The 13,527-nt window shown below is 73.6% G+C and carries 13 protein-coding genes; 7 read left to right on the forward strand and 6 right to left on the reverse strand.

Annotated features, from left to right (window positions below; all coding sequences use genetic code 11):
• Window positions 1–21: 21 nt before the first annotated feature.
• The gene (dnaG, locus tag ACFCZ1_RS12520) at window positions 22–1,935 is read left to right on the forward strand and encodes a DNA primase (protein WP_376678359.1); all 1,914 of its coding nucleotides are present in this window, start codon (window positions 22–24) and stop codon (window positions 1,933–1,935) included.
• 63 nt (window positions 1,936–1,998) lie between these two features.
• Here the strand turns inward: dnaG and ACFCZ1_RS12525 are convergent, their stop codons facing one another.
• A complete protein-coding gene (locus tag ACFCZ1_RS12525; protein ID WP_376678360.1) occupies window positions 1,999–2,460 on the reverse strand; it encodes a gamma-glutamylcyclotransferase family protein in 462 nt (153 codons plus the stop codon).
• Between the two features lie 777 nt (window positions 2,461–3,237).
• On the opposite strand from ACFCZ1_RS12525, the gene ACFCZ1_RS12530 reads away from it, so the two are divergent.
• Both ACFCZ1_RS12530 and ACFCZ1_RS12535 read left to right on the forward strand, forming a co-directional pair.
• Window positions 3,238–3,780: a hypothetical protein gene (locus ACFCZ1_RS12530; RefSeq protein WP_376678361.1), complete on the forward strand. Its 543-nt coding sequence runs from the start codon at window positions 3,238–3,240 to the stop codon at window positions 3,778–3,780.
• A 131-nt stretch (window positions 3,781–3,911) separates the two neighbouring features.
• Window positions 3,912–4,547: a class F sortase gene (locus ACFCZ1_RS12535; RefSeq protein WP_376678362.1), complete on the forward strand. Its 636-nt coding sequence runs from the start codon at window positions 3,912–3,914 to the stop codon at window positions 4,545–4,547.
• Here the strand turns inward: ACFCZ1_RS12535 and ACFCZ1_RS12540 are convergent.
• The 3 genes from ACFCZ1_RS12540 to ACFCZ1_RS12550 are packed head-to-tail and all read right to left on the reverse strand — an operon-like array spanning window position 4,544 to window position 6,919.
• Window positions 4,544–5,320 carry a sulfite exporter TauE/SafE family protein gene (locus ACFCZ1_RS12540; protein WP_376678363.1) on the reverse strand — a complete coding sequence of 259 codons (777 nt, stop codon included), beginning with the start codon at window positions 5,318–5,320 and terminating at the stop codon, window positions 4,544–4,546. The genes ACFCZ1_RS12535 and ACFCZ1_RS12540 overlap by 4 nt on opposite strands.
• Window positions 5,321–5,356: 36 nt before the next feature.
• Complete coding sequence (locus ACFCZ1_RS12545) at window positions 5,357–5,599, reverse strand: hypothetical protein (protein WP_376678364.1); 243 nt, start codon at window positions 5,597–5,599, stop codon at window positions 5,357–5,359.
• Window positions 5,600–5,623: 24 nt separating this feature from the next.
• Window positions 5,624–6,919 carry a ferric reductase-like transmembrane domain-containing protein gene (locus ACFCZ1_RS12550; RefSeq protein WP_376678365.1) on the reverse strand — a complete coding sequence of 432 codons (1,296 nt, stop codon included), beginning with the start codon at window positions 6,917–6,919 and terminating at the stop codon, window positions 5,624–5,626.
• 157 nt (window positions 6,920–7,076) lie between these two features.
• Between ACFCZ1_RS12550 and ACFCZ1_RS12555 the strand changes: the two genes are divergently transcribed.
• From ACFCZ1_RS12555 to nirD, 3 genes are read left to right on the forward strand one after another with little or no spacing between them, the layout of a single operon-like run.
• Window positions 7,077–8,294, forward strand: a complete 1,218-nt coding sequence (locus ACFCZ1_RS12555; RefSeq protein WP_376678366.1) for an NAD(P)/FAD-dependent oxidoreductase — start codon at window positions 7,077–7,079, stop codon at window positions 8,292–8,294.
• Between the two features lies 1 nt (window position 8,295).
• Window positions 8,296–10,818: a nitrite reductase large subunit NirB gene (nirB, locus tag ACFCZ1_RS12560; RefSeq protein WP_376678367.1), complete on the forward strand. Its 2,523-nt coding sequence runs from the start codon at window positions 8,296–8,298 to the stop codon at window positions 10,816–10,818.
• Window positions 10,815–11,147, forward strand: coding sequence for a nitrite reductase small subunit NirD (gene nirD, locus ACFCZ1_RS12565; protein ID WP_376678368.1), 333 nt, complete (start codon window positions 10,815–10,817; stop codon window positions 11,145–11,147). The genes nirB and nirD overlap by 4 nt, the downstream gene beginning before the upstream one ends.
• 16 nt (window positions 11,148–11,163) lie before the next feature.
• Here nirD and ACFCZ1_RS12570 read toward each other — a convergent pair whose 3' ends face one another.
• Both ACFCZ1_RS12570 and ACFCZ1_RS12575 read right to left on the reverse strand, forming a co-directional pair.
• Window positions 11,164–11,571: a VOC family protein gene (locus ACFCZ1_RS12570; protein ID WP_376678369.1), complete on the reverse strand. Its 408-nt coding sequence runs from the start codon at window positions 11,569–11,571 to the stop codon at window positions 11,164–11,166.
• Window positions 11,572–11,696: 125 nt separating this feature from the next.
• A complete protein-coding gene (locus ACFCZ1_RS12575; protein WP_376678370.1) occupies window positions 11,697–12,164 on the reverse strand; it encodes a group III truncated hemoglobin in 468 nt (155 codons plus the stop codon).
• Between the two features lie 161 nt (window positions 12,165–12,325).
• Here ACFCZ1_RS12575 and ACFCZ1_RS12580 point away from each other — a divergent pair, with 161 nt between their 5' ends.
• On the forward strand, window positions 12,326–13,486 hold the full coding sequence (locus tag ACFCZ1_RS12580) for an alkaline phosphatase PhoX (RefSeq protein ID WP_376678371.1): 1,161 nt from the start codon (window positions 12,326–12,328) through the stop codon (window positions 13,484–13,486).
• Window positions 13,487–13,527: the final 41 nt, after the last annotated feature.

A 13,527-nucleotide genomic window follows, 5' to 3' on the forward strand; every position in this document is an offset into this window, starting at 1 on the left:
GTCCGGCCGTAGACTTCACGGGTGGCAGGACGGATCAACGACGACGACGTGAAGGCGGTACGGGACGCGGTCCCGATCGACGCCGTGGTCTCCGACTACCTCCAGCTGCGCAACGCGGGCGGCGGCAACCTCAAGGGCCTGTGCCCCTTCCACGACGAGAAGTCCCCGTCCTTCCAGGTCAGCCCCGGCAAGGGTCTCTACCACTGCTTCGGCTGCCAGGCGGGCGGGGACACCCTCGACTTCATCATGAAGATCGACCACCTCTCCTTCTCGGAGGCGGTCGAGCGCCTGGCCGGCCAGGCCGGCATCACCCTGCGGTACGAGGAGGGCGGCTACACCGCCGGTACCAGCGGCCGCGGTGAGCGCATCCGCCTGGTCGAGGCGCACAAGGCCGCCGCGCAGTTCTACACCGACCAGCTGGACGGCCCCGAGGCGGAGATCGGCCGCAAGTTCCTGGCCGAGCGAGGCTTCGACCAGGCGGCCGCCGCGCACTTCAGCGTCGGCTACAGCCCGGCCGGCTGGGACCACCTGACCCGCTTCCTGCGCGGCAAGGGCTTCAGCGACAAGGAACTGATCACCTCCGGGCTCGCCCAGGACAGCCGCAGCGGCAAGCCCATCGACCGCTTCCGGGGCCGGCTGATGTGGCCCATCCGCGACATCAGCGGCGAGGTGGTGGGCTTCGGCGCGCGCAAGCTGCGCGACGACGACAACGGCCCCAAGTACCTGAACACGCCTGAAACCGCGATCTACAAGAAGTCCCAGGTGCTCTACGGCATCGACCTGGCGAAGAAGGAGATCGCGAAGACCTCGCGCGCCGTGGTGGTCGAGGGCTACACCGACGTGATGGCCTGCCACCTGGCGGGGGTCACCACCGCGATCGCGACCTGCGGCACGGCCTTCGGCGGGGACCACATCAAGATCCTGCGCCGGCTGCTGATGGACAACGCCACCGCCGAGGTGATCTTCACCTTCGACGGTGACGCGGCCGGGCAGAAGGCCGCGCTGCGGGCCTTCGAGGACGACCAGAAGTTCGCCGCCGAGACCTCGATCGCGATCACGCCGGGCGGCATGGACCCCTGCGACCTGCGCCTGGCCGAGGGGGACGCTGCCGTGTCCGGGCTGGTGGAGTCCCGCACGCCGCTCTTCGAATTCGCGCTGAGGCACATCGTCGCCCGGCACAACCTGGAGAACCCGGCGGGCCGGGCGGCCGCGCTGGACGAGGCCGCGCCGGTCGTCGCCAACATCAAGAACATCGCGATCCAGCACGAGTCCGCGGTCCAGCTCGCGGGCATGCTGGGCATCCGCGACGAGCAGTTCGTGGTCAAGCGCGTCGCCCAGCTGGCGCGCTGGGCCCGCGACCGCGGCGGCCAGGGCGACGGCCGGCCCCAGCGGGGCGGCGCCCGATCGTCCTACGAGGCCTCCTCCGCGCCCGCCGCCCAGCAGACCGGCGGCGGCCCCGCCCTGAACCTGCGCAGCCCCGCCCACCGCACCGAGCGCGAGCTGCTGAAGCTGGCGCTCCAGCGCCCGGCCCTGGTCTCACCCGCCTTCGACGCGTACGGGATGGACGAGTTCACCGCCCCGCCCTACGCGGCCGTGCGCCAGGCCATCCAGGACGCGGGCGGCGCCTCGCTCGGCACCGAGGACTACCTCGCCCGCGTGCGCGACGCGGCCCCGAACGACACCGTCCGCGCGCTCGTGACGGAGCTGGCGGTCGAGGCCATCCACGCCAAGACGGTGGACGAGGTCTACGCCGGGGTCCAGCTGGTCCAGGTGCGGCTGCGCGCCGTCGACCGCCGGATCCACGAGATCCAGGGCACGCTGTCCCGGCTGGGCCCGCAGGCCCCGCCGGAGCAACTGGCCGCGGTCCAGGAGGAGCTGTGGGTGCTCCAGCAGTACGGTCAGCGGCTGCGCAACCGGGGCGCCGAGGGCCTGTAGGCAGGCCGGGCGGGCCTGCCGGACGGTCGCGCGGTCGCGGGCCCGCCGGACGGCTGCGGGCCGCTAGGACGGCAGGTCCTGGACCCGCTTCAGCCAGTCGCCACCCGGTATCTCGGTGCCGGACTCCCGCAGGTCGCGGGCGAGCAGCGGCGACGCGAGGTAGACCCAGGCCAGCACCCGGGCGCCGTCGGGGCGCAGCGCCTCGCGGGCGATCCGGTCGTAGACGTTCCCCGGGCGGCCCGGGCCCCCGTACTCCTCCAGCCGGTCCAGCGCGGCCAGCAGTACCCCGTACGCGCCCGGCGCCGCGGTGACCAGCTCGCCGACGACGGCCGCACCCGGACCCTCGACCGCGAAGGGATAGCCGGGACCGTCGTAGAGAGCGACGTCCGGAAGGGTCGCGGGCTCCTCCGAGACGGTGCGGCCGCGCAGGAACAGCTCGTGGTTGACCTCGCCCGGACGCAGGGTTCCGTAGACGAAGAACGGGAGCGGAGCGGTCGGGTCTTGCGGCCGAACGACCGATGTCACGGGGCCCTCCCTGAGGTACGGCGGAACACACTCCGCAGGCGGGACGAAAGCCCCGGCCCGGCTGCGTACCCCCACCGTACGCACCGCCGTTGCGCGGCCTCCCGGCGCCCGTGCCCCCCCGCCGTCCGGCGCGGGCCACCCGCGACCGGCGGCGTCGGTACGGCAACCGCCCGCCGCCCTCGTGCCGGCCCAGCCGCGCGGCGGACCGCTGCGACCCGACCGGGCCCACACCCCTGGCGCTGCGGTGGGCCGACGGGAGCCCGCGCCGATGCCGTTCGAGAACGGGCGGACCTGTCGGCCGACGCCCGGCGGCACGGCGGGGGCCCGTCGCCGCGCCGGCGCCCGTGCCGGGGACGACCGTGACGGTCGGGACCGGGCCGGGCTCCCGGAGGGGCTGTTGCGCGGGGCCCGGCGGTCCCTCGCCGGGCGGCCGGGCGCGGCCCGGACACGGGGCACGCGGCCCGGACACGGGGCACAGGGCTCGGCCCGGGCACCGCCCCCGCCCGGGCGCAGGTGTCCGTTGCGCGGGCCTCCCCGGCGAAGCCCGCCGCCCGCGGTGCTGCCGCGGTGGTGCTTGCGCCGGCCGGACCCGCGCGCGGCGCGTGTCACCCGGACGGCGCGGGCAACCCGGATGGCATCGACAGCAGCACTGACCTGCGAAAACGAGGTCATGGTGGGGCGCCTCCGAACAGACCTGACGGGACATCAGCAGGCGCGCTGCGGGCGGGCCCGGTTACCTCGGAATCACGACCCCGTGTCTTCAGGGAGAGTGTCCCCATGCGCCGACGTACCGCCCACGCGCTGACCGCCGCCGCGCTGACCTGCGCCGCTTTCACCGGCCCGGTCGCCGGTGCGGTCGCCGCTGCGGAACTCGGCATGGTGAGCTTCGCGCCCGGCGACTTCGCCGCACTGGAGGTGTGGCCCAAGTCCACCGCGCCCGGCACCACGGTCACCGTGAACACCACCGCCTGCGGGCCCGGCAGCCATGCGGAGGGTGACGCCACCACGGTGGGCGGCGGCCGGTTCAGGCTGGCCCCGGGCACCCACAAGGAGGTGGTCGTGGGGCAGTTCCACGTCGCCCACGGCACCCGCCCGGGCACCTTCGGCATCGGGGTGACCTGCGCGAACGGCAAGTTCGCCACCGGCGACCTGGTCGTCACCGAACGCGGCCCGCAGGGCCACGTCCAGACCGGGGTGGGCGGTGGCACGACCACCGCCAACGACCCCGCCAAGATCGCGGCGGGAGCGGCAGTACTGGCCGCGACCGCCGTCGGCGGTACCTGGCTCCTGCGTCGCCGGGCGAGCGGCACGCGGAGCTGACGGACGCCCACCGCGGCTCCGGCCGCGGTCCGACCGGTACCGTCCCCCGTCGCCCGCCCCCGCGAGGTCCCCCCCGTTCGCGGGGCCGGGCGACGGCCAGTCACCCCGAAACGGAAGCCGAGGGGATACGCATGGGTGGCGATTTCGGAGGGATCCGGACCGCCCGCCACGGGGGCGTCGTGGCCATCGCCGCCTGTGTCGGCATCTGGCTCGTGACCAGCGGCTCCCGCGAGCCCGTAGGCCCGCCGCTGCCCTCCCCCGCGGAGGCCCTGACCGCCTCCAGTGCCGGCGGCCCCGGAATCGCGCCGTTGACCGGATCCCCGCCCACCCGGATCCGGATCCCCTCCATCCGGGTCGACGCCCCGTTGACCGGCCTCGGCCTGCAGTCGGGCGGCAGCCTCGAAGTACCCCCTCCCGACCGCCGCGACCTGGCCGGCTGGTACCGCGACGGCACCACACCGGGCGCCGTCGGTACCGCCGTCATCGCCGGGCACGTGGACGACGCAGCCGGGCCGGGCGTCTTCTACCAGCTGGGGGCGCTGCGCCGCGGGGCCGCGGTCGAGGTCCCGCGCGCGGACGGCCGTACCGCCGTGTTCACGGTCCACGCGGTCGAGGTGTACGACGCCAAGGCGTTCCCCGACACCCGCGTGTACGGACCGTCGGCGCGCGCCGAGCTGCGGGTGATCACCTGCGGCGGCGGCTTCTCACCGCGCACCGGCTACCGCGGCAACGTGGTCGTCTTCGCCCACCTCACCGGGACGTACTAGCCCCACTGCTCGATGCCGAGCTTGATCACCAGCGCGCCCACCACCGTCAGCAGCACGCCGCGGACGAAGCCGCTGCCCTTCTTCAGGGCCATGCCCGCGCCGATCATGGCGCCGGCCAGGTTGAACACCGCCATCAACGCGGCCAGCTGCCACAGCACCATGCCCTGGTACGCGAACATCGCGAGCGCCCCGGCGTTCGTGCACACGTTGACGATCTTGGCGGTCGCCGAGGCGGTGACCAGGTCGAGATGGAGCAGCGCGGTGAGCGCGAGCACCAGGAAGGTACCCGTACCCGGCCCGATGAGGCCGTCGTAGAAGCCGATGCCGAGCCCGGCGAGGCCGATGGCGAGCAGCACCCGCTGCCTGCTGACGGGCGAGGCGCTCGGGGCGGTGCCGAAGGCGGGCCGGAAGAGCACGAAGCCCGCGACGACCACGAGCACCGCCATGATCAGCGGGCGCAGCGCGTCCTTGCTGATGCCTCCGGCGAGCGCGGCGCCGCCCATCGAACCGGCGAGCGCCGCGACGCCGATGCGGACGGCCAGCTTCACGTCGACCGGGGCCTTGCGGAGGTACGTCACGGCCGCGCCCGTGGTACCGACGATGGCGACGGCCTTGTTGGTCCCGAGGACGGTGGCCGGGTGGGCGCTGGGCAGGCCGAGGAGCAGGGCAGGCAGGAGCAGCAGGCCGCCGCCGCCCACGACCGCGTCGATCCAGCCGGCGGCGGCTGCGGCCACGCACAGCACGATGATCATGGTTGTCGATATGTCAGGCACGGTCAGACCCTATGGAGCGGTTGGCTGCACGTGCCATCAATCCCCGGAAAGTTGCGCAAAGGTTGAGCTTCGCCCGGCGGGCACCCGGTCCGGGGCCTCCGGAGCCCGCGGGTCCACGGCCGCGGTCAGCACGCTCGCGGCCAGCACGCTGGCGAGGCCCAGCCCGGCCGCCAGCCGCACGGGGGACGGCTTGCGGTGGCGGGCCGCGGCGCGTCCGGTCACAGCGGGATCGGGTGCCGGTACGGGCACGGACAGGGTGATGTGGAGCGGGTGGCGCACGGCGGGGTGGGTCCTCTCGGAAGGTCAGGAACCGAAGCACTCGGAATGGATGCGGCCGGCCGGCACCCCGGCCCTCAGCAGCCCGGCGCGGGCCGCCTCGGACATGCCCGGCGGCCCGCACAGGTACACGTCGTGCTCGGCCAGCTCCGGCACCAGTGCGGCCAGCGCCTGCGGGGCGAGCGGATCGTGGGCGGCGCCGGAGGGCCCGAGCAGGTAGTGCAGTGCGGCCTGCCGCTCGGCGGCGATCGCCTCCAGCTCGGAGCGCAGTACGAGGTGCTCCTCGGCCCCGGCCCGGTAGAGCAGGGTGATGTCCCCGGGGCCGCCGGGCAGCGTCTCGAACAGGGCCCGCATCGGAGTGATCCCGACCCCGCCCGCGATCAGCAGCACCTTGGGACGCGTCCGGCGGGCGGCGGTGAGCGCCCCGAACGGACCGGTGGCCAGGACCCGCGTGCCGGGGCGCAGCCGGCGGATCCGGCGGGAGTGGCCGCCGAGCCCCTTGACGGTGATGCGCAGGGTGTTCCCGCGGACCGGCGCGGACAGCGAGAACGGCAGTGCGGTGTGCCACAGACGCCGCTGCAGGAACCGCCAGCGCAGGAACTGGCCCGGCTCCGCACGCAGTTCCGCGAGGTGCTCCCCGTACACGACCACGGAGACCACCCCGGGCCCCTCGGCCCTGACCTCCGCGACCCGCAGCGCGTGCCGCAGGGCCTGCCGTACGGGGACCACGGCCCGGTACCAGAGGAGCAGGGAGGCGACCACGGTGTGGGCCAGCGCCCAGAACCAGCCGAGGAGGGCGAGGTCGGGCCCGGCGAGCTGGTGGACGAAGGCGAGGGCGACGGCCGGGTAGACGAGCAGGTGCACCCCGCGCCAGGTTTCGTGCGGCAGGCGGCGGCGCACCGCGCGGGCGGAGGTCGCGCCGACCGCGGCCAGGAGGGCGGCCCCGCCGGCGGCGGCGGCGAGCCCGGGGTAGCCGAGCAGCTCCCGGACGGCGGAGACGACGTCGACGCCCTCGTGCACGGCGTAGCCGAGCAGGGCGAAGAGCCCGTGCCCGAAGCAGAGGAGCAGCACGTGACGGCCGCCGAACGCGTGCCATCGGGCGAGCCGGTCGGCGCCGACCCCGTGCTCGACGGCGGGCACCCGGGCCATCAGGAACAGCAGCACGAGCACGCCGTACCCGGCGAGCAGGCCGGTCAGGTGGGCGGCGGTGGCGAACAGGGCGTCGGGCCGTGCCGAGGGCCGCACCTGCGCCGCCCAGAGCAGGACCACCACCCCCGCCCCGCCCAGCATCCCGCCCCTGACCCGCACCGCCGCATCTCGCATGCGGGCCACGCTAGGGGCCCGCAGGGCGCCGGTGATGATCCTTAAGCCGGCCTTGAGGAAAGCCTCACGGGCGCTTAACCCGGCTGCTGAGGTGGGTGTTCCCCCCGGGTAACAACGGCGATCCGGCGGGGAAACAGCGGTCGCGCACGCTCGGGGCATGACATCGGAGCAGCGTGTGGTGGTGATCGGCGGCGGCCTCGCGGGCCTGCGGCTCGCTGCGCGGCTGGGCGGGGCCGCGGAGGTGACCGTACTCGGCGAGGAGACGCACCTCCCGTACAACCGGGTGCTGCTCGCCGAGGTGCTGGCGGGCCGGTACGCGCCGGAGGTGGCCGCCCTCCCGGCGCCCGGCCCGGCACTGCGGCGGGGCGTCCGGGCGGTCCGCATCGACCGGGCCGACCGGCTGGTGCACTGCGACGACGGCGCGGCACTGGCGTACGACACCCTGGTACTGGCGACCGGGTCCAACCCGGTACTCCCCGCACTGCGCGGCCTGTTCGTTCCCGGGGGCGGGGAACTGCCCGAAGGGGTCCACGCGTTCCGCACGATGGACGACTGCCTCGCCCTGTCGGCGGCCGTACGCCCCGGGGTGCGGGCGGTGGTGATCGGCGGCGGCCTGCTGGGCGTCTCGGCTGCGCGCGCACTCGCCGCACGGGGCGCCTCGGTCGTGCTCGCCCAGCAGGGCGAGCGCCTGATGGAACGCCAGCTGGACGCGGGCGCCTCGGCTCTGTTGCACGCCCACATGGCCGATCTCGGCGTCGAGATCCACACGGAGTGCCGGGCCCGAGGCCTGATCACGTCCGCGGCGGGTTCCCGAAAGGTCACCGGGGTCGAGCTCGCCGACGGCTACCGGCTCGACGCCGACCTCGTCGTGCTCGCCTGCGGCGTACGGCCGCGCACCGGCCTCGCCCAGGCCGCCGGCCTCGACGTCCGCACCGGCGTCGTGGTCGACGGACGGCTCCGCACCAGCGACCCCCGCATCCACGCCATCGGCGACTGTGCCGAGCACGCCGGCCAGGTGTACGGCCTGGCCGGACCGGCGCTGGAGCAGGCCGACGCCCTCGCCGCGACCCTGACCGGCTCCCCCACGGAGTACACCGGCACCCGCGCCCTGACCCGCCTCACGCTCGGCGGCGCCGACGCGCACTTCGACCTCGCCGCCTTCGGTGAACCGAACCCCCGCCCCGGCGACGACGTGGTCCGCCTCGCCGACGCCACCCGCCGGACCTACCGGACGGTCGTCGTCCGCGGCGACCGCCTCGTCGGCGGGGTGCTGCTCGGCGAGCTCTCCACCGTGGGCGCCCTCGCCCGCACCTGGGAGGGCGACGAACCACCGCACGACCTGTTCCACCTGCTCACCGACGACGGAGGCCACTGACATGACCGAGCCCCTGCCCGCGATCGTGCTCATCGGGCACGGCATGGTCGGCCAGCGCTACCTCGAGGCCCTGGCCGAACGCGGCGCGACCCGGACCCACCGGATCACCGTGCTCTGCGAGGAGCCCCGGCCCGCCTACGACCGCGTGCACCTGACCTCGTACTTCTCCGGAAGCAGCGCCGAGGACCTGTCCATGACGCCCCCCGGCTTCATGGCCGAGCACGGCATCGCCCTCCACCTCGACGACCCCGCCGAGCACATCGACCGGGACGCCCGCACCGTCACCTCCCGCTCCGGACAGGTGTACCCGTACGACGTCCTGGTCCTGGCCACCGGCAGCTACCCCTTCGTGCCGCCCGTCCCCGGCAAGGACGCCCCGGGCTGCTTCGTCTACCGCACCATCGAGGACCTCCTCGCCATCGAGGAGTACGCGAAGGACCTCACCAGCGGCGCGGTCGTCGGCGGCGGGCTCCTCGGCCTGGAAGCCGCGGGCGCCCTCCAGGGGCTCGGCCTCGCCACCCGCGTCGTCGAGTTCGCCCCGCGCCTGATGCCCGTACAGGTCGACGAGGGCGGCGGCGCCGCCCTGCTGCGCACCATCGAATCCATGGGCATCACCGTCCACACCGGGGTCGGCACCCAAGAGGTGCTCACGGGCGAGGACGGCCGGGTCATTGGGATGAGGCTCTCCGACGGCTCCACCGTCGACACCGGCCTCGTCGTCTTCTCCGCGGGTGTCCGCCCCCGCGACCAGCTGGCCCGCGACGCCGGGCTGGACGTCGGCGAGCGCGGCGGCATCGCGGTGGACTCCCGCTGCCGTACCTCCGACCCGCACGTCTACGCCATCGGCGAGTGCGCCCTCGCCTGCGACGGCCGCGTCTACGGACTGGTCGCTCCCGGCTACGAGATGGCCGAGACCGCCGCCGAGGACCTGCTGGGCCGCGAGAAGGAGTTCACCGGAGCCGACCTCTCCACCAAGCTCAAGCTGCTCGGCGTGGACGTCGCCTCGTTCGGCGACGCCCACGGGACCGCCGAGGGCAGCCTGGACGTCGTCTGGTCCGACTCCCGCTCCGGCGTCTACAAGAAGCTGGTCGTCTCCCCCGACGGCATCCTCCTCGGCGGGGTCCTGGTCGGCGACGCGGACTCCTACGGCCTGCTGCGCCCGCTCACCGGCAGCGTCCCGCCCGTCGCCCCCGAGCAGCTGGTCCTGCCCGCCGGTGTCGGCGCGCCCGTCGCGCTCGGCCCGTCCTCGCTCCCCGACCACGCGGTGATCTGCTCCTGCCACAACGTCACCAAGAAGGCCATCACCGCCTTCACCACCCTCCCCGAAGTCAAGAAGTGCACCAAGGCGGGCACCGGCTGCGGCAGTTGCGTCAAGGTGATCGGGCAGCTGCTGCCCGCCGCCGCCGACAAAGGCCTGTGCGGCTGCTTCCCCTACACGCGTGCCGAGCTCTACGAGATCGTCCGCACCCGCCGCCTGACCTCGTACCAGGAGCTCCTCGACGGCCACGGCCGCCCCGAGGCCCGCGGCGCTGACGGCTGCGAGGTGTGCAAGCCCGCCGTCGGCTCGGTCATCGCCTCGCTCGCCCCGACCCTCGGCGCCAGCGGGTACGTCCTGGACGGGGAACAGGCCGCGCTCCAGGACACCAACGACCACTTCCTCGCGAACATGCAGCGCAACGGCTCGTACTCGGTCGTCCCCCGCATCCCCGGCGGCGAGATCACCCCCGACAAGCTGATCGTGATCGGCGAGGTGGCCCGCGACTTCGGCCTCTACACGAAGATCACCGGCGGTCAGCGGATCGACCTGTTCGGCGCGAGCGTCGACCAGCTCCCCCGGATCTGGGCCCGGCTCGTCGACGCCGGATTCGAGTCCGGGCACGCGTACGGGAAGGCCCTGCGGACGGTGAAGTCCTGCGTCGGGCAGACCTGGTGCCGGTACGGGGTGCAGGACAGCGTACGGATGGCCATCGACCTGGAGCTGCGCTACCGGGGGCTGCGCGCCCCGCACAAGCTCAAGTCGGCCGTCTCCGGCTGCGCCCGCGAGTGCGCGGAGGCGCAGAGCAAGGACTTCGGGGTCATCGCGACGGCGAGCGGCTGGAACCTCTACGTGGGCGGCAACGGCGGGGCCACCCCGCGCCACGCCGACCTGCTCGCCCAGGACCTGTCGGACGCGGAACTGATCCGGCTGATCGACCGGTTCCTGATGTTCTACATCCGCACCGCCGACCGGCTGGAGCGGACCTCCACCTGGCTGGAGCGGCTGGAGGGGGGCCTGGCCCACCTTCGGGACGTGATCGTGCACGACTCGCTCGGGCTGTGCGCGGAGCTGGAGTCCCTGATGGCCGACCACGTGGCGCACTACCGGGACGAGTGGGCCCAGACGCTCCAGGACCCGGAGAGGCTGCGCCGGTTCGTGTCCTTCGTCAACGCGCCCGGCGCCCCCGACCCGACCGTGAAGTTCGTCCCCGAACGCGACCAGGTCAAGCCCGACCTGGCCGTCCTGACGATCGGAGGAGTCCGATGACCGTGGAACTGCAGGTGGCGGAGGGCTGGCTGACGGTGTGCGAGCTGTCCGCGCTCATCCCCGGGCGCGGGGTCGCGGCCCTGCTGCCGGACGGGAGCCAGGCCGCCGTGTTCGTCGACCGCGCGGGGCGTACGTACGCCATCGGCAACCAGGACCCCTTCACCGGGGCGCACGTCCTGTCGCGGGGGCTGCTGGGCGCCGCGGCGGGCCGGCCCTTCGTGGCCTCGCCGCTGCTGAAGCAGCGCTTCGACCTGGAGTCGGGGCGCTGCCTGGACGACGAGGAGGTCGTGGTCCGGACCTACCCGGTGCGGACCGCCGAGACCTCCTGACCGGCGAGCCGGACGCTCAGCCCTGGACCATGGCCGGGTCCATCCACATGATCTCCCAGGTGTGACCGTCGAGGTCGTCGAAGGCCCGGCCATACATGACGCCGTGGTCCTGGGCCGGGCGGGGCTCGGTGGCCCCGGCCGCCAGGGCGCCGTCGACCAGCTCGTCGACCGCGGTGCGGCTTTCGGCGCTCAGGCAGATGAGGACCTCGGAGGTCGTGGTGGCGTCCGCGATCGCCTTGTGGGTGAAGTCCTTGTAGCGGGCCTCGGTGAGGAGCATGGCAACGATGGTGTCGCTGATGACCATGGAGGCGCAGTTCTCGTCGGTGAACTGGGCGTTGAAGGAGTAGCCGAGCTTGCCCCAGAAGGCCTTGCTGGCGTCCAGGTCCTTGACGGGCAGGTTGACGAAGATCATGGTCGCGGACATCTCGGTCTCTTCTCTCGTGTGCACTTCGGTGCTAGGTGCTCGGTGCTTTCGAGAGTCAGACCGGGGCGGCCCGGGAAACTCATCGCTCCCGCGAGAGTTTTTTTGAGATTTCTTGAAACCGCAGGTCAGGCCGCTGTCGATCGGAGCTTCAGGGCCGCCAGCGGTACGAAGCCCGCCGCTACCCCGCCGCGGAGCGGCTCCGCGTCCGCGCCGGCCAGCCGCTCGTGGAAGGCCAGCGCGATCCGCTCGCCCATCGCCTTGGCGCGCTCGGCGTTCGGCCCGCGGTGCCGGCCGTCGATCGCCGCGCGCCACAGCTGCACCCAGCGGCCGAAGTCCGCCGCGGTCATCGCCCGGGCGGAGTGCAGGGCGCGGTGCGGGGCGACGGGATCGCCCTGGTAGTCGGCGGTGCGGAAGAGGGCCCGCTCCCAGAAGTCGCCGATCCGGGGCAGGTGGGCCTCCAGGTCCGTGCCCGCGATCTCCGTGAAGAAGGGCCCGATCTGCGGATCCGCGAAGGCGGCCGTGTAGAAGCGGCGCAGCACGACGTCGAGGTCGGCGCGGCCCGCGATGTCCCCGTCGGCGGCGAAGTGGCTCATGGCTCCACCATCCTTCCCCGCGGCCGGCTTTTCCAGGGCCGAAAGTCCCGCTGTACGTCATGCGGAATTGATGTCGCGTCAATGCGGCGCCCCTAGGTTCCCCGGTGCGTGCGACCCCGCGCCCGACCGGCCGCGGGGCCTTCCTCCCCCCAGGAGTGACCGTGGAACGTCGTACCTTCCTGCGCGGCGCGGTGATCGGTTCGTCGGCCGCCGCCTTCGGCGGCACCTTGATGCACGGGGCCGCCCACGCCGCCCCCGCCCAGCCCGGTGCCGGTCCCTACGGCGCCCTCGGCGCGGCGGACGCCAACGGCATCCAGCTGCCGACCGGCTTCAGCAGCCGGGTGATCGCCCGCTCCGGCCAGAACGTCGGGTCCACCACCTACAAGTGGCACAGCGCCCCGGACGGCGGGGCGTGCTTCGCGGACGGCACGGGCTGGATCTACGTGTCGAACTCGGAGATCAACCCCTCGGGCGGCGCGAGCGCCGTGAAGTTCGATTCCTCGGGCACGATCACCGGCTCCTACCGGATCCTCTCCGGCACCCGGCAGAACTGCGCGGGCGGCAAGACCCCCTGGAACACCTGGCTGTCGTGCGAGGAGGTCAGCCTCGGCTACGTCTACGAGACCGATCCGTACGGCGTGAACGCGGCCGTCCAGCGCCCGGCGATGGGCCGCTTCAAGCACGAGGCGGCGGCCGCCGACCCGGTGCGTCAGGTGATCTACCTGACCGAGGACGAGACCAGCGGCTGCTTCTACCGCTTCATCCCCGCCACCTGGGGCAACCTCTCCTCCGGCACCCTCCAGGTACTCGTCGCCGGGACCGCCACCTCCGGGTCCTTCACCTGGCAGAACGTCCCGGATCCGGACGGTTCCCCGACCACCACCCGCACCCAGGTCTCCGGCTCCAAGAAGTTCAACGGCGGCGAGGGCTGCCACTACGCCGGCGACACGGTCTGGTTCACCACGAAGGGCGACAACCGGGTCTGGCAGCTCAACCTGGCGAACAGCACGTACGAGCTGGCCTACGACGACTCGCTCGTGCCCGGCGGCGCGGCCCCGCTGACGGGCGTGGACAACGTCACCGGTTCCTCGTACGGCGACCTGTACGTCGCCGAGGACGGCGGCGACATGGAGATCTGCCTGATCACCCCGGACGACGTCGTCGCCCCCTTCCTGCGGGTCACCGGCCAGTCCTCCTCGGAGATCACCGGCCCGGCCTTCTCCCCCGACGGCAGCCGGCTCTACTTCAGCAGCCAGCGCGGTACGAGCGGCAGCTCGACCGGCGGCATCACCTACGAGGTGACGGGCCCGTTCCGTACCTGACGGGCCCGTTCCGTGCGGCCCCGGTCCCGGCCCGTCGCCGG

Origin of the sequence: Streptomyces sp. NPDC056224 (assembly GCF_042267665.1) — a bacterium.
Taxonomy (GTDB): domain Bacteria; phylum Actinomycetota; class Actinomycetes; order Streptomycetales; family Streptomycetaceae; genus Streptomyces.